This is a genomic window from Acetobacterium bakii, assembly GCF_001263355.1.
Lineage (GTDB): Bacteria > Bacillota > Clostridia > Eubacteriales > Eubacteriaceae > Acetobacterium > Acetobacterium bakii.
This window is the reverse complement of sequence record NZ_LGYO01000008.1, coordinates 1-16,131: the sequence shown is the minus strand read 5'-3', so window position 1 is coordinate 16,131 and position 16,131 is coordinate 1. Positions and strand designations below refer to the sequence as shown.

Annotated in this window: 14 protein-coding genes and 4 tRNA genes; 4 read left to right on the top strand and 14 right to left on the bottom strand. The window is 39.5% G+C overall.

Annotated elements, in window-relative coordinates:
* Positions 1-10: 10 nt before the first annotated feature.
* The 4 genes from AKG39_RS03425 to AKG39_RS03410 form a co-directional block, all read right to left on the bottom strand.
* Positions 11-1,195 (bottom strand): THUMP domain-containing class I SAM-dependent RNA methyltransferase, encoded by a 1,185-nt coding sequence (locus tag AKG39_RS03425; protein WP_050738962.1) that lies wholly within the window; start codon positions 1,193-1,195, stop codon positions 11-13.
* Between the two features lie 162 nt (positions 1,196-1,357).
* Positions 1,358-2,593 carry a histidine--tRNA ligase gene (gene hisS, locus AKG39_RS03420; protein ID WP_050738961.1) on the bottom strand — a complete coding sequence of 412 codons (1,236 nt, stop codon included), beginning with the start codon at positions 2,591-2,593 and terminating at the stop codon, positions 1,358-1,360.
* A 10-nt stretch (positions 2,594-2,603) separates the two neighbouring features.
* The gene (gene tyrS / locus AKG39_RS03415; RefSeq protein ID WP_050738960.1) at positions 2,604-3,830 is read right to left on the bottom strand and encodes a tyrosine--tRNA ligase; all 1,227 of its coding nucleotides are present in this window, start codon (positions 3,828-3,830) and stop codon (positions 2,604-2,606) included.
* A gap of 52 nt (positions 3,831-3,882) precedes the next feature.
* Positions 3,883-5,109 (bottom strand): AI-2E family transporter, encoded by a 1,227-nt coding sequence (locus AKG39_RS03410; protein ID WP_242852546.1) that lies wholly within the window; start codon positions 5,107-5,109, stop codon positions 3,883-3,885.
* Between the two features lie 193 nt (positions 5,110-5,302).
* On the opposite strand from AKG39_RS03410, the gene lspA reads away from it, so the two are divergent.
* Positions 5,303-5,782 carry a signal peptidase II gene (gene lspA, locus AKG39_RS03405; protein ID WP_050738958.1) on the top strand — a complete coding sequence of 160 codons (480 nt, stop codon included), beginning with the start codon at positions 5,303-5,305 and terminating at the stop codon, positions 5,780-5,782.
* Positions 5,783-5,861: 79 nt separating this feature from the next.
* Here lspA and AKG39_RS03400 read toward each other — a convergent pair whose 3' ends face one another.
* Together AKG39_RS03400 and ispE are read right to left on the bottom strand one after the other, a co-directional pair.
* Positions 5,862-6,533: a GntR family transcriptional regulator gene (locus AKG39_RS03400; RefSeq protein ID WP_050738957.1), complete on the bottom strand. Its 672-nt coding sequence runs from the start codon at positions 6,531-6,533 to the stop codon at positions 5,862-5,864.
* 16 nt (positions 6,534-6,549) lie between these two features.
* Positions 6,550-7,401 (bottom strand): 4-(cytidine 5'-diphospho)-2-C-methyl-D-erythritol kinase, encoded by an 852-nt coding sequence (gene ispE / locus AKG39_RS03395; protein WP_050738956.1) that lies wholly within the window; start codon positions 7,399-7,401, stop codon positions 6,550-6,552.
* A 146-nt stretch (positions 7,402-7,547) separates the two neighbouring features.
* On the opposite strand from ispE, the gene AKG39_RS03390 reads away from it, so the two are divergent.
* Genes AKG39_RS03390 through AKG39_RS03380 form a run of 3 tightly spaced genes read left to right on the top strand, consistent with a single transcriptional unit; the run spans position 7,548 to position 9,465 of the window.
* Entirely contained in the window at positions 7,548-8,237 is a 690-nt protein-coding gene (locus tag AKG39_RS03390; RefSeq protein WP_050738955.1) for an HAD family hydrolase, read from the top strand.
* On the top strand, positions 8,234-8,926 hold the full coding sequence (locus tag AKG39_RS03385; protein ID WP_050738954.1) for a uracil-DNA glycosylase: 693 nt from the start codon (positions 8,234-8,236) through the stop codon (positions 8,924-8,926). The genes AKG39_RS03390 and AKG39_RS03385 overlap by 4 nt, the downstream gene beginning before the upstream one ends.
* Positions 8,926-9,465: a phosphatase PAP2 family protein gene (locus tag AKG39_RS03380; protein ID WP_050738953.1), complete on the top strand. Its 540-nt coding sequence runs from the start codon at positions 8,926-8,928 to the stop codon at positions 9,463-9,465. Before AKG39_RS03385 ends, AKG39_RS03380 begins: the two co-directional genes overlap by 1 nt.
* Before the next feature lie 95 nt (positions 9,466-9,560).
* Here AKG39_RS03380 and aroD read toward each other — a convergent pair whose 3' ends face one another.
* The 8 genes from aroD to AKG39_RS03340 form a co-directional block, all read right to left on the bottom strand.
* Positions 9,561-10,307: a type I 3-dehydroquinate dehydratase gene (gene aroD / locus AKG39_RS03375; RefSeq protein WP_050738952.1), complete on the bottom strand. Its 747-nt coding sequence runs from the start codon at positions 10,305-10,307 to the stop codon at positions 9,561-9,563.
* A gap of 22 nt (positions 10,308-10,329) precedes the next feature.
* Positions 10,330-11,337: a nucleoid-associated protein gene (locus AKG39_RS03370; protein WP_050738951.1), complete on the bottom strand. Its 1,008-nt coding sequence runs from the start codon at positions 11,335-11,337 to the stop codon at positions 10,330-10,332.
* A gap of 72 nt (positions 11,338-11,409) precedes the next feature.
* A tRNA-Arg gene (locus tag AKG39_RS03365) sits at positions 11,410-11,486 on the bottom strand.
* 63 nt (positions 11,487-11,549) lie between these two features.
* Positions 11,550-11,624, bottom strand: a tRNA-Gly gene (locus AKG39_RS03360).
* 6 nt (positions 11,625-11,630) lie between these two features.
* Positions 11,631-11,715: transfer RNA gene (locus AKG39_RS03355), tRNA-Leu, on the bottom strand.
* A 98-nt stretch (positions 11,716-11,813) separates the two neighbouring features.
* Complete coding sequence (locus AKG39_RS03350; protein WP_050738950.1) at positions 11,814-12,506, bottom strand: TrkA C-terminal domain-containing protein; 693 nt, start codon at positions 12,504-12,506, stop codon at positions 11,814-11,816.
* 138 nt (positions 12,507-12,644) lie between these two features.
* Positions 12,645-15,326, bottom strand: a complete 2,682-nt coding sequence (fdhF, locus tag AKG39_RS03345) for a formate dehydrogenase subunit alpha (RefSeq protein ID WP_050738949.1) — start codon at positions 15,324-15,326, stop codon at positions 12,645-12,647.
* A 391-nt stretch (positions 15,327-15,717) separates the two neighbouring features.
* Positions 15,718-15,792: transfer RNA gene (locus tag AKG39_RS03340), tRNA-Gly, on the bottom strand.
* Between the last annotated feature and the right edge of the window lie 339 nt (positions 15,793-16,131).

Below are 16,131 nucleotides of genomic sequence, written 5' to 3'. Positions count from 1 at the left end.
TATTAATGGATTATTCGTTAGTATTTTCGACCTTGGCAAATTCTTCAATCGGCTTTCGTTTTCGTGGTGGTAATGGTCCGTAGTATTGATAGAGATGTGTTTTAATGTCACCATTGTATAGTTTTCTGTTTTTCGTTGAAGGTTCTCCAAAATATTTTTCAAACCGTTCATATCCAGTAATTACGAAATAGGACCAGTCTCCCAGGCTTCTAAACACCTTTCCCATATCCCGATATAGTCTCTGGATCTCTTTTTCTTCGCCGATACGCTCACCATAAGGCGGATTGGTAATAATGACCCCATATCGTTTCTTGGTCTCAACGGCTTGGACCGGCAGTTTCTGAAAAGCCACATAGTCGCTTACTCCAGCCAATTCGGCATTAATGCGGGCTTGTTTAAGAGCATCTGGATCAACATCTGAACCCAAGAGAAGAAACTGCTTGTCATTAATGGCTTCTTGAGCCTCTTGACGTGCTTGCTCCCAGAGCTCTTTTGGAATAAAGTCCCATGATTCCGAAACAAATTCCCGCTTGAGTCCCGGTGCTATATTTTTTCCGATCATTGCCGCTTCGATGACAATGGTACCGGAACCGCAAAGAGGATCAAGAAAAACCCGTTCGGGCTTCCAACGCGAAAGATAAACCAATGCAGCCGAAATGGTCTCCTTCAATGGTGCTTCATTCCCATGCTGTCGATAACCGCGTTTATTTAAACCTGACCCACTGGTATCAATGGACAGAGTCACTTCATCTTTTAAAATTTGAATATGAATCGGGTATTTTCCCCCGTTTTCAGAAAACCAATCCACATGGTATTTTGACTTAAGTCGTTCGACAACTGCTTTTTTAACAATCCTTTGTCCATCAGATTTGCTAAAAAGAGTGGATTTAACGCTGGTAATCTTAGCCGCCGGAAATTCGCCATCTTCGGGAATATAATTTTCCCATGGTAAAGCCTTTGTTTTTTCAAAAAGCTCATCAAAGGTAACCGCTTTAAAACGACCGATTTCTAAAAGAACTCGGTCTGCACAGCGCAACCATAAATTTGACCGGGGTATGGCTTCCAATGGACCGGTAAACCGAATTTTCCCATTTTCCACCTCGGTAATTTCATATCCTAGTTTTTTAATCTCATCTTTAACCACACTTTCGATACCAAAAGCAGCTGTGGCAATTAAATTTATTTTTCTTGACATTCATTTATCCTTTGTAAATATATTTGTTAACGTATAATTATAACACAGTTTTTTCAAATTGCCACCTAATAATCCCATCACTGAAATTTATCACAAAAAAGCACCGGCTGTTGCGGGCGCTTCGGGGTCTTGCAAACCTATTTGTGGACATTTATTTGTCGTTTAAAAATTTTTAATTTCTTCGTCTCTGCCAAAAACTAAAAATCCCTGGTAGCGTCCTTTGTCATTGGCGGCAATCTGTTTTCCAAATTTTTTCTTCATGGCCATAAGGTTTACGACATATCCTTTTTTACGCCAGGCATCTCCCAAAGCAATGACTTCAGCAAGCTTATCCGTTTGCGGTTCATAAAATAGAATCACCGCCTTTTCGTCTTGAACGGCATCCCCTTTTTCGTCCATGAGAATATTGATGATGCGCTCGAATCCGATGGAAAAGCCAACTGCCGGTACCGATGTTTTTTCATATCTGCCGATCATGTTGTCATAGCGGCCGCCACCGGCTATGGCACTGCCATAGGGTCCGTAGCTTACTTCAAAAATCAGTCCGGTATAATAACCCATCCCACGTATGAGCGAAAAGTCAAAGACCACCTCAAAATTATTTTTGGCAAGAACCTTAACCGTGTTTATCACTGTCACCAGGGCTTCAATGGTTTCAGGATCTTCAACCCACTGTTCCAGATTTTCCAGGGTGATGGTTGTCACACAGGTCATCAACTTATCGACTGCATTTGAATCGTGACCTTTACTGATTAATTCCCTGGTGACGCCAGCCACGCCGATTTTATCCATCTTATCCAGGGAAATGCAAATGGTTCCGACCGCATCTGCTGAAAATCCGGACTTTTGAATCATCGCACCCAGCAATTTACGGTGATTAACCTTAATGGTAAAACCTTTAAAACCAATGGCCAGCAAGGCTTTGGCGGTTGTGTCCATCAACTCAATTTCAGCATTAACCGTGGGATCGCCAATAATATCAATATCACATTGCTTAAAGGACCGATACCGGCCTTTTTGCGGACGTTCCGCCCGAAATACGTTTCCTATTTGAATCGCTTTAAAAGGGCCTTCCAAGGTTTCCTTGTTGTTTGAGTAAAAGCGGCTCAGCGGCAGGGTTAAATCAAAACGCAAGCCCATATCACACAGATCAAGCACACTTGCCTCTGGTGTCAGCTCTAGCTTTTCGCCTCGTTTTAAAATAGTAAAAAGCATTTTCAGGTTTTCGCCGCCCTCACTTCCCAGTAGCAGCTCTAAATTTTCCATTACCGGTGTTTCGATTCGGGAAAAGCCATGGGTTCGGTAGACTTCTAATATCTGTTGTTCCAATTGATCCCGAATTTTCATTTCATCAGGGAGTATATCTCTGGTACCTCTTACGGCTTTTGAACTTATCATATGTCACCTTCTATACTAAAATAATTTGTTTATATGCTTTTTTTCCCTTTTTTAGAACAAGTTTTCCGTCATTAAAATCTTCCGGGGTAAATACCGCCTTAAAGTCTTCAACTTTTTTGCCATCGGCCAAAATACCGCCCTGTTGTACCAGTCGTCGCCCTTCACTTCTGGTAGGAATCAATTTTGCGATTTCCAACAGTGAAAGAATGTCCATTCCTTCACCTAACACTTCTTTTCTTAATTCAACACTGGGAATATCGGCATCTCCCTGGTCTCCGCTAAAAAGTTTATGGGCGGCGGCCTCTGATGCCTTAGCTGCCACTTCTCCATGAATAAGTTTAGTCACATAAAGGGCTAAAACTTCTTTTGCCTGATTAATATCCGATCCTTCCAAAGCACCCAAACGGTGCACCTCTTCCATGGGCAGAAAGGTCAATAGTGACAAACATTTCTCAACATCAGCATCAGCAACATTTCGCCAGTATTGGTAAAATTCATAGGGAGATGTTTTGTCTGGATCCAGCCACAAGGCACCCTTAGCTGTTTTCCCCATTTTAATGCCTTCACTGGTGGTTAAAAGCGAAAAGGTCATGCCATAAACCTGTTCCCCGTCTTTACGCCTGACAAGCTCAATTCCGGCAATAATATTTGACCATTGGTCATTTCCGCCAAACTGCATTTTACATCCGTGCTCCTTATGGAGCACATAAAAATCATAGGCCTGGAGGATCATATAGTTAAATTCTAAAAAGGTAAGTCCTTTTTCATAGCGTGATTTATAGCAATCCGCTGAAAGCATCCGATTCACTGAGAAATGGGTTCCCACATCCCGAAGAAAGTCAATATAATTAAGCGGCAGCAGCCATTCGGCATTATTTACCATTATTGCTTTGTCCTCTTCGAAGGTAAGAAACTTTTCAAAGACTTTTTTAAACTTTTCACCATTTAGTGCAATGCGTTCAGGTGTCATTACCTGACGCATATCCGATCGTCCCGAGGGATCGCCAATCATGGTGGTTCCGCCACCAATTAATGCAATGGGACGATGTCCATGTTGCTGCAAATGGGCCATTACCATAATTTGAATGAAGTGTCCAATATGAAGGCTGTCAGCGGTTGGATCGAATCCGATATAAAAGGCAACCGATTCTTTCCCAAGCAGTTCTTTGATTTCCTCCTCGTGGGTGCATTGTTCAATAAAGCCACGTTCTTGCAACACGTCAAATACATTTTTCATTTTAAATTTATCCTTTCGCTACTTGCAGAGGAGTTCCTATGCAATAATTTTACTATTTTATTTCTGAAAAGTCGTCCCATAACAAGCGCTCTTTTTTACGCTCCCAACGCGTTAAAGCTTCTTCAATGAATACCTTAATAACTGCGCACATTGGAATCGCCACAAACAATCCAAGTATGCCAAATAGGCTGCCGCCAATAATAACACTTATCAGAACCCAGAAAGGATTCAATTCCACAATTTTTCCTAAAACATTAGGCGCCAGAACATTACCATCAAATTGCTGAACAATAATAATACAAATTGCCACCCACACGGCTTTTATCGGATCGTCAATCAAGGTTATCACCACTGCGGGAACGGCGCCAATAATCGGTCCAAAATATGGAATCACGTTGGTAACTCCGACGATCATACCGAAAAGTGGTGCATATTCCACACCAATCATCAATAATCCCAGATAAAAAAGGAATCCGATCAGCATCGATGTGAGAATTTTTCCAGTGAAGTATTTATAAAAAATATCATCAATGGTGATCCCGGCCCAATGAGATCCGTTGTAAATTTTCTTACTCATCACTGCTTTTGCAAAACGATCGACTTGCTGAAAAACTTTTTCTTTGTCCAACATTAGATAAAGCCCGATGAAAAAAACAATAAAAAACGAAATAATGAAGCCCACCGTCCCTTTAACAAAAATAAAAGCAACATTGCTGATTTCCTTGATGGAATCAGGATTTGTTCCGAAATAGGAGGTTATTTGATTCATAATATCCCGGGAGGTGAGGTTTTGAAGTCCATCAATAGTCCCATTAAGCCCTGCTAGGATATCCTGGGCCGGGCCTCCTTTCGCCATAGTTCTGCCGAGCATCTCATCAATTTTTACTAAACTATCTGGCATTTGATTAATAAGGCCGGTTAAACTATCAAAAACTGATGGAATTGTAGCATAAAAGAAAAGCACAATTAATGTAATGGTAATGATATAAACAATCAGAATGGCTCCAAGTCGTACACCTCCAGGATGCTTTCGGCTTTTTGGCAGCAATTTATAAATAAACTTTTCTATGCCCCGCATTGGCCGGAAAAGAAAATACGCCAATACCAAGCCAATCAATATTGGCATCAATATTTTGATAATTCCTCTAAGCGTATTCAAAAAAGTATTGGCAACTGTTCCAAAGTTATCCAAAATTTTATAGATGAAAATGAGCAACAATGCTCCAACCAAAATGTAGCTGTATTTTTTTATAAGTTCCATATCAAGTTTGAGTTTCACAGTTTCCTCCAGTATGATTTTTAATCCGAGTAATATCTTAACACTTTACTTAAAAAAGCGAAAGCAGTTTCCAACGGATTCTTAAGATAAGATTAATATAAAATAAAATCACTTAATATGAAAGTTTTCCTTGTAATTTAGCGAATATTATCATATATTTTGAGGAGAACAAAAACTAGAACTAGGAGAAAGCATGATCTATATTTCCATCATCATTTTTGCCATTTTTCTTGATCAATATTCAAAGTATTTAGTACTCAATCTATTAAATCCCATTGAATCTTTTCCTTTGATTCCCAATGTTTTTCATTTAACCTATGTTGAAAATACCGGGGCTGCGTTTAGTCTTTTTTCTGATATGCAACTTTTTCTGATTGCAACATCTATTTTATTTATTGGCGTTTTGGTTGTGCTGCTAATCAAGATTCCAAAGATAAAAGAAAATCGTTGGGTAAACATTTCCATTTCCTTGATTATTGGAGGAGCGGCCGGTAATTTAATCGATCGGCTAAGATTTAATTTTGTTGTGGATTTTTTGGATTTCCGATTCATTAATTTTGCAATTTTTAATTTTTCAGATATTTTTGTTGTTTGTGGAAGTATTCTTCTTGTCATTGCTTTACTTACCAATAAAAACTTTCTTGAAAATAATGATCTTGGAAAGCTCGAATAAAGCCATAGAATTAATAAAAACGAATGGGCTTGTCCTTAATCACAGGCCCATTCGTTTTTTCTTTTGAAGCAGACAGTCATTACAATAATTTTAACATATTATCTCCGGTAGAAAAAATGTGTTCACAAGCCGCCGCATTGGCATTGGCCCCTTCTCTGCATTCGATGCCCTTAATAATTTCCATGTGTTGATTTACCAACGGTGTTTTATCGTCGATCCGATGGACATATTCTGAACGAAAACGTTGCATCTGCTCCCGGAGGCTATTGATCATTTGAAGTAATTTCATATTCCCCGAAGCCTTATAAATGATTTCGTGAATATCCATATCGTACTTAATAATCCCCTCCTCGTCATTTTTTAAAGCCGCTTCTCCAAATCGCTGATTGGCAACGTTAAGCTGCTCAATTTCTTCCGCTGTGGCATTTACAGCGGCAAGTTCTGCGGCCAAACCTTCAAGTGCCCGACGAATCTCCATCATTTCCTTAAGATCATTCACCGACATCGGCGTAACATAGGCGCCTTTCCTGGGAACCATCTTAACCAAACCCTCTAATTCCAACTTTCGTATAGACTCCCGGACCGGCGTTCTACTCACGCCCATTTCTTCAGCAAGCTGAACTTCCATAAGACGTTGGCCAGGCTTTAACTCCCCTGTAATAATTGCGCAGCGAATGGTTTCAAAAACAATTTCTCTTAATGGCTTACACGAGCTAATATCAAGATTTAATCCTTTTTTTTCTTCCTGCATTCTATTCTCCTTTATTTTAATATGTTTCACTGAGAAAACACATTCTGTATTTTTTTGAAAACATTTTCCAAACATTCCAGGCTTCCGCTTTCAACGGGAAGTAACCAATCACTGTAGGTCCGCTGCCTGTCATAATTGATGCTGCTGCCCCATGATCCAGTAATCCATGCTTAATGTCATTAACTTCCAAAAATTTTGCTGCAACAAGCGGTTCAAAAACATTCCCCATTGCCTGGCGCAATTCAGTATAGTCCTCTGCTTCCAGGGAACGAATAACCCCGGGAATATCCGGCCGTTTTTGGATCACATGATGATCCAAAGCTCTGAAGGCCCAGGGCGTTGAAATGTTCACATTGGGCTTCACCACAACCACATATAACTTTTTAATGGGTGGTAACGGGATTATTTTTTCACCAATCCCCTCCACCAATGCGGTTCCTCCCATAAGGCAATAAGGTACATCCGCACCAATGGCCGCGCCAATTTCTAAAAGTTCCTGGCGTGTAAGGCCCAAATGCCATAGTGTATTAAGTCCCTTTAATGTGGCCGCCGCATCACTGCTTCCTCCCGCTAAACCGGCCTTATAAGGAATTCGCTTGACCAAATGTATTTTTATCCCCTTATCGATGTCAGCATAAGTTTGCAGCTTTCGCATCGCCTTTATCACTAAATTTTTTTCATCCAATGGAATTCCCTTAATGTTAGAAGTTAAATTCACCTCTTCATCGCAGGCCTCAAAAGTCAGTGTATCATGCAGCTCAATAGAATGATTAACCATCTGCATCTCATGGTAGCCATCTTCACGAGTACCCAGCACATCCAAAGACAGATTTACCTTAGCCCGAGCTTTAACGATGATTTTGTCCATCATACCTCTCCTATTGCACTTATGATATTGTATACTTTATTCATTATAGCATAATCATGTATTCTTGTGAATGATAAAAAATCATCGTTGTAAATCTCCTTTTAGTGTATAATTTAATAATAACCCACACAAGAAAGGCCTTATAAATGATTACACAACAAACACAAGCCATTATCTTTGATTTCGATGGGACTTTAGTGGATTCCATGGGACTCTGGCATTTAATTGATATCGAATATCTTGGAAAACGCGGACTTACCTGCCCTAATGACTTATCAACCGAAATTTCGGGTAAAAGTTTCACCGAAACGGCCCACTATTTTAAAAAACGATTTAGTCTTCCCGATTCAATTGAAGCTATAAAATTCGAATGGGATACTATGTCGCGAGAAAATATTTTATCAAAAATTGATTTTAAACCAGGTGCTCTGGCTTTTTTATCCTGGCTTTTTACCCATCATATCCCGATGGCCATCGCCACTTCAAATACCCGATCAACCCTGGAACTTTTTCTTCCTCATTACGGCATTGCCCACTATTTTCACTCACTTCATTTTACCTGTGAAGTTGGTATGGGTAAGCCTTCCCCTGATGTTTTTTTAGCGGCCGCAAAATCCCTGGCAGTTTCCCCTGAAAACTGCCTGGTTTTCGAAGATACCTTAGAAGGTATACACGGGGCTCTGGCCGCGGGAATGCGGGTAATTTCCGTGGATGATAAATATCAATACCATTGTCTGGATTCCATTCAGAATGCAACCCTTTGCCACATCGAAAATTTTGAAGAACTAATGAACGAAGATTTCTATGAACACTTCTTCGGGGGAGGATTAGTATGACTATTCATTTTAACAACGACTGGGAACTTCCGATCCAGGAGGAACTCAATCAGGACTATTACCAACAGCTGCGACACTTTTTAATTGAAGAGTATAAAACCAATGCAGTTTATCCTCCCAAAGAGGATATTTTTACTGCCTTTCACTTAACGCCCTACGACCAAACCAAGGTGTGCATCCTTGGCCAGGATCCCTATCATGGTCCCAATCAAGCCCAGGGTCTTGCTTTTTCTGTTAAACCCGGTGTGGCCATCCCCCCATCACTTCTTAATATTTATAAGGAGCTCAATGCTGATCTGGGATACGCCATTCCCAGCCATGGCTGTCTTGAAAAATGGGCGCATCAGGGAGTACTGCTTCTGAATGCGGTTCTTACCGTCCGGGGCGGGCAGCCCGCATCCCATCGAAACATGGGCTGGGAAACCTTTACCAACCGAATCATCGAAATTCTTAATCAACGCGAAGAGCCGGTAATTTTCATACTTTGGGGTCGTGATGCCCAAAGAAAAGCATCTTTGATCACAAACCCCAGGCATCCTATAATCATGTCCCCCCACCCAAGCCCACTATCCGCTCACCGGGGTTTCTTCGGCAGCCGTCCTTTTTCAAAAACCAATGCCCTTTTGGAAAGCCGCGGAGCCACCCCCATCGACTGGGAAATCAGAGATAACGACTGTCTGGAGGATTAATGGATCTTACTATTTTAATTTGGATACAAAATCATCTTGTTTTCGAACAGCTCAATGGCTTTTTTATTTTCATTACTAATTTTTGGAGCGACATCTTTTGGGGACTTCCGCTGGTGGCTTTTTTGCTGGTTAAAAAAGAAACCCGCTTAACTGGGCTAACCATGTTGCTTTCGCTGACCCTATGTGTTCTCGTTGTAAATCTAGGTCTTAAACCCTTCGTGGCACGTCCACGGCCCTTTACGGCCTATGAAATCAACCTTCTTATTCCAAAGCCTATTGACCTTTCCTTCCCCTCTGGGCACAGTGCCTCGGCCTTTGCCATTGTCTGGGCTTATTTTATTACGCAAAAGGATTACTGGCGTTGGGGTCTGGTTGTTTTTGCACTGCTTATTTCATTTTCCCGCCTTTATCTTTTTGTCCATTACCCCACCGATGTCATTGCGGGCATTATCATTGGTATCCTAATTGCTTATTTTTCAAAATGGCTGGCACTTAAACTTATCGAAAATTCTAACTTCACGGATTTCTTCCATGAATAGTCAGACGTCAAATTACTAAAAGCCCAAACTGCATTNNAATGCAGTTTGGGCTTTTAGTTTAAGATCTTGACTTTAATTAGTTTTTCATGGGTTGGTCATACTATCAAACCCAAAAACTTTCGATAAAGCAGCATTTCTTCCAGAGTTATCTGCCCTGGCGCTGTTGTACCACTCCCAGCAACATAGGTCAGTGACCCCCCACATAAATCCGGAGCAATTCTTGTGATTACCCCAAGAGTTCCCATGGCAATGGCAATAATAGGCTTTGCAATACTTTGATTTTTTATAAGAGTTGCGCTGATGAGCTGCCGAACATCCGCTTCAGATGAAGGCATCACTGCCAGTTTAAGAATATCCGCATTTTGATTTTCCATAGCATCAAAAATTTCCTTAATTTCTTTTCCATCCGGTGTTTTGATGAAGTTATGATGAGACAAAATTAATCCGCAGTCAGTGTTTTTAAGTATTTCTTTTACAGATTTCAAAAAATCCGCATCACTTTTTAACTCAACGTCCACATAGTCAGCCAAACTAGCGGCAGCTTCGATGGCTTTCAATCGGACGCTGTCCTTAATTTCAAAAGCACCACCCTCGCAATGGCTTCGAAAAGTATAAATTATCCCCGAATTCAGACTAGCTTTTTTGAATTTTTTAAAAACCGTTATTTCTTCCTCAGCCGTTAATATCTCTCCCGGACGAAAATAATCCCGGCGCCATTCGATAAAATCATACTGACTTTCATTTTTCTCCGTTTCTTTATACAACACAATTTCATTTTTTGAAATCATGGGCATACACGAAGCAAATTTATTCTTTTCGATTATTTTTCTATTGGCAACCATTCTCATCCCTCCGCTATCTCTTTTATCTTTGATTCAATAATCCGATGTTTTTTATTTCCACTGAAATCGTCCCATCCGGGTTATTTCTAAACTCGATAATATCGTTTCTGTTTAACTGATCCCCCGGAATGCTTATTTCAATGCCGGTGTCAGTAACAAATTTTTGCTTTTTAAAAATTTTATTTTCGATATTTGCCGTCACCTGGAACTTTTTGTCATACAATCCATTTTCTTCCACGGCTTCTTTAAACTTAGTCTGAACCAAAGTATCTCCGCTAAAGGTCATGTTTGCGATGTTATCAATATCAATTTCACTATCCGCTTCGTAGTCATCCGCCATTACCTGCTTAAGTGTATTGAGTTTTTCGTAATCACCGGAATATTCTGTGGCGATGATTTTCTTGACTGTTTTTTCCACAATATCAAAGGCTTCTTTTTCAGAAATGGCATCCTCGCACAGCAGTAATGTAGTGGAGATATAAAAATCCTTTTGATTGTCAATGAGATATTTCTTTTCCTTGATCAAAACCTCGTCTGTTCCCAGATTAATAACCACAAATTCATCCAGTTTTTGACTTTCAGTGGGCAGCACACAGGGCTGAACCAGGATATCATTGGATAACCCATTATCATTATTCACGTAGTGAATATATCCATGCTTATAATTAAATTTGAAAATTCCAAGATAAACTTCGTGATCAACATTAAAGTCCACAAAAACAAGATCTGCTGAAGGGATTTCAATGTTTTCTATCATATAATCGAAAAACAGCTGCGATATTTCTCGGCTAACCCGGACTAGTTCATCAGAATGACCTCGATAATCCGAAATATGCTCTTTAAAGCTACTTTGGCTTCTAAAGACAGTTCGCTTTATGTCAGGATCTTTCATTGATTTTTGGACATGTTTCTCAACATATTCCTTAACTCCCGGTGTCATCTTCAACAGCACATCCGATAAAACAGGGATGCTCGCGTTGGTATCTAAAACATGTAAAATCGATTTATTTATGGTAAGCTCAGAATTCATTTATTGCTCCTCATTGCGTTTTTCAGAATAAAAAAAGTCACCATCTGTGATGGTGACAGCTTTTCGATATAATGGTGCGCCCTGAGGGGCTCGAACCCCCAACCTACTGGTTCGAAGCCAGCCACTCTATCCAATTGAGCTAAGGGCGCACACAGAAGATTAAAAAAGAATTACCCAGACAATGTCTAAGTTTTTTCAAATTTATTAAATTTTGGAGCGGAAGACGAGATTTGAACTCGCGACCCTCGCCTTGGCAAGGCGATGCTCTACCACTGAGCTACTTCCGCTTAAATTGGTGCGGATGAAGGGAGTTGAACCCCCACATCGTAAGATACTAGATCCTAAGTCTAGCGCGTCTGCCAGTTCCGCCACATCCGCAAAAGCATTATTACTGGTGTTCCTGTAAAGAACCATCTGTAACGTGCCTGATTATAATAACAAACTCTATGTACTTTGTCAACCTATTTTAATCTTTTTTAAATATTATCTTTGAATAGCTCCATGATGTTATCCTTAGATCCGTAAATTAAAACCCGATCTCCTTGTTTAATCTCATCTGCTGCCACTACATGATCCATGATAGTATTTCCACGCTTGATCAATAGAACATTTAATTTATATGTATGTCTAAAATTCATTTCCAATAGTGTTTTTCCCTTAATTTCACAGGGAATATGTGTTACAAAGATCTCAGCAATCAGTTTATCGTGAAACATTTCCAAGATCCGAACGTTATTGTAAAAGGCACCTTTCGTTTTATTTTTCGCCAATGATTCTACCAGCTTATCGAATTTCCTTACTATCCATTTGGATCGTGTCAATACTAAAATAACGATCAGAAATATAAGCGAATATACCAGTGTCCACCAATTTATTTGATCGCCAGAGGAACGAATGAACAAATTTACTAAAATTGAAACCCCTGTAACTGCAAAAAGATAACCAAAAATCATCATAATCCGGGCTAAACGCCGACGCGTTACTGAATTGAGGATAAGCTCGCTTTCTTTGGTTGTAAATCCACTGTTTGTCATACAGGAAATCGCCTGAAATCTAGCCTTATCCTCTCTTAATCCTGTCAACCGAAACAGAACAGTGAAAATTTCTGCCACTATTAAATATGCTATGATTAAAACAAAAAAACTGACCAGTGATAAATTAAATCCCATTTTTTTCCTTTCCCATATTACTCCATTAGTGAATAATCGCTCACTCCATTTTCTCGTAAAAAACCAATTGGTGCAACAACTTTCTCATATTTGAAAACAAAAAAAGGGAGCTCTCGCTCCCCTTCTCACAAAACAATTTTAAAGTTCTTTGCAGATTTTAGCTTTAACCACTTTAAATGGTGGAATTTTTGCAACAGGATCTAACTGGCCACCTGTTAGATAATTCGCACCTGTTTCTCCATAATGGAAAGGCATAAAGAGATTTGTTTCCATTATACCTTCATTAAAACGTGCCTTTGCACTAACGACTCCTCTTGGAGAGGTGACTTTAATGAAATCGCCCTGTTCAATTCCATACGCTTTAGCGGTCATTGGATTAATTTCAACAAACGCATCTCCTGCAATCTCCTGGATCCCAGGTGTTCGCATTGTCATTGTTCTTGAATGATAATGTTGCAGAATTCGACCGGTCATTAAAATAAGAGGATATTCTTCATCGGCCTGATCTTCTGGCGGGATATAATCTGCAATTTTAAATGCCCCCAAACCCCGTGTGAATTTTTCAGCATGCAGAAATCTTGCACCCTCGGAATCCTTGCTTAAACAAGGCCATTGAATCCGATCACCATTACGAAGGCGCTCCAGGGATACCCCTGCATAGCTCGGTGTTACTGATGCTATTTCATCCATTATTTCATCATCACTGGTGAAATCAAAACCTTCTACGCCCATCTTCTTTGCAATTAAACCGATGATTTCCCAATCATTTTTCGAAATACCTGGGGCTTCAACAGCTTTTCTTAAAAGCTGAATCCTTCGTTCTGTATTGGTAAACGTTCCATCCTTTTCTGCGTAAACAAAGGCTGGCAATACCACATCTGCAAATTCAGTTGTTTCGGTTAAGAAAATATCTTGAACAACAAGAAAATTGCTTTTTTCAAGAGCGGCTCTTACATGGTTAGTATTTGGGTCCGAGACCACCGGATTTTCCCCCATAATATAAAGAAACTTAATAATTTCTTCTCCAACACCGTCAATAATTTCAGTAACTGTTTTTCCAAGATTATCAGGAATTTTAGCATTCCAGGCTTTTTCAAATTTTTCAACAACTTCAGGATTAGCTGTTTTTTGATATCCTGGAAGATCTCCAGGCAATGCCCCCATATCGCAAGCACCTTGAACGTTGTTTTGTCCACGTAGTGGATTCACTCCACAACCCTCCCGTCCAATTTTACCGGTGAGCATCGCTAAGTTCGCCGTTGACATAACCCCGTCGGTTCCTGTTTTATGTTGGGTAACTCCCATCGAGTAGAAAATACCTCCGGTTTCTTTTGTTGCGAATAAAATGGCAGCCTTACGAATATCTTCAGAATCTACTCCGCAAATTTCGGCACAGCCTTCCACGGTTAAAGTATCCATAAATTCTTTAAATGCTTCATAACCTTCTGTACGTTTATCAATAAAGGCTTTGTCTTCAAGCCCTGCATCTAAAATAGCGCGCATCATCCCATTGAACAAGGGAACGTTTGTTCCAGGCTTAATTTGCAAATACACATCCGCATATTTTGCCAGTTCTATTCTACGCGGTTCGGCAACGATGAGTGCCCCACCGTTTTGCTGCCGTTGTTTAATCTTTGCGCCAATTACTGGATGTGTTTCAGTGGTATTGGTGCCAGTAACAAACATCACATCCATAATATCAATTTCTTCAATGCTATTGGTCATGGCTCCACTACCAAAAGATTGGGCTAAACCTGCAACAGTTGAGGCATGGCATAAACGTGCACAATGATCCACATTATTGGTACCGCCAACAACTCTCATGAATTTTTGAAATACATAGTTATCTTCGTTGGTACAACGGGCTGATGACAATCCTGCAACAGCTTGAGGACCATCAGCCTTTGCTTCTTTAAGTTTTTCGGCGATCAACGAAATGGCTTCATCCCAAGAGGCTTCTTCCAGGATACCATTTTTGCGAATCAAAGGTGTTGTCAATCGATCTTCACTACTTACAAAATCGTGTGCAAAACGGCCCTTCACACACAATAAGTTATCATTTACATTCCCTTCAGTACTATATACATCGGTAATTTTATTATCCATTACCTTAAGATTGATTGTGCAACCAACCCCACAGTAAGGGCAAATTGTTTCGACATTTTTTGTATATACAAACGGCTTAAAATGCTTAGGTGCCAATGCACCCGTGGGACATACTGCGATACAATTTCCACAGCTTACACACTCGGACTTTCCTCGTGGTATTTCAAAAACTGGATTAATAGTGGTATCATAACCCCTATCACATTGCGCTAAAATGTGATTACACTGGAGATGTTCACAAACTTTTATGCAACGATTACATAATACACACTTATTTGGATCATAATCATAAAACGGATTGGAAGTGTCAATAGGCTTTTTCATGACCCTCTCTGTTCCAAATTCCTTAACCGCGTCATATTCGATACAATTGCCGCTAAACTCGACAAATTCACAGCAACCATATTTATAACAGGTCACGCAGTCAAATGAGTGATCTGACATAAGCATTTTTAATACAAATCGTCGTGCTTTACGAACTTCTGTTGTATTGGTATTAACCACCATACCTTCTGCAACAGGAGTTGAACAAGAAGTTTCCAATCTTCTCGCCCCAACCACCTCAACCAAGCACATTCGACAGTTACCGTCTGGAGTAAAATCTTTGAAATTACACAGAGTGGGTATGTCGATGCCGATAGAACGGGCTGCCTGTAGGACAGTTGTTTCTGACTCGACACTAATTTTTTGTCCATCAATTGTTAAATTAATCATATATTTAATTCTCCCTTCTTTACAACTACATTATATTCTAAATATTCAGTTTTGTCATTGATGATTTTTTTTGAGGATTCTTTGTTTAATAAACTTAAGGATGTTCTATGTATAATATTTTGCTTGTGTTTAAAATCACTTGCAATATGCCATTTGTTAAATTTATTTTTCTATATTTTAGCACTTTTATAGTGATTTCACAGTAAAAACCAATAAGATATTACTCTAATCTCACTTTTCATTTGGATTTCAACTTGAAATTTCATCAATAGCAATATTTTCTCAAATACATCGTCTTAATAACTATTATCATCAATTATTATTACTAGAAATCAAAAAACCTCAAACCACTGAAATTAGCTAGTTTGAGGTTCCAGGTAATATTCACTTTTGGAGCGGAAGACGAGATTCGAACTCGCGACCCCCGGCTTGGGAAGCCAGTGCTCTACCACTGAGCCACTTCCGCAATATATTAATTATATCATTTATATAGTTGATCTGCAAGCTTTTCAACTATTAATTTTACTGAAATCTCATTGGACTCAAATGAAATCTAAATTAACCCAACGTCAAGCTTAAAATAGCTGGGCTTTGCTACGAATTTGTTTGGGCTTTATTTCTTAACTAAATGAGTTAAAATTAAGTATAAGAATTTCTGCTTCAATTTCAGGAACAATATCATCTTTTATTTATAAATATCTTCCTTTTCCCAATCTAAGACCTAGTCACTATTCATTAATTCATAATAGTATATGCAAATAAGAAAAAAACCACAACGCTGTGTGGTTAAAATACTAAAATGGTG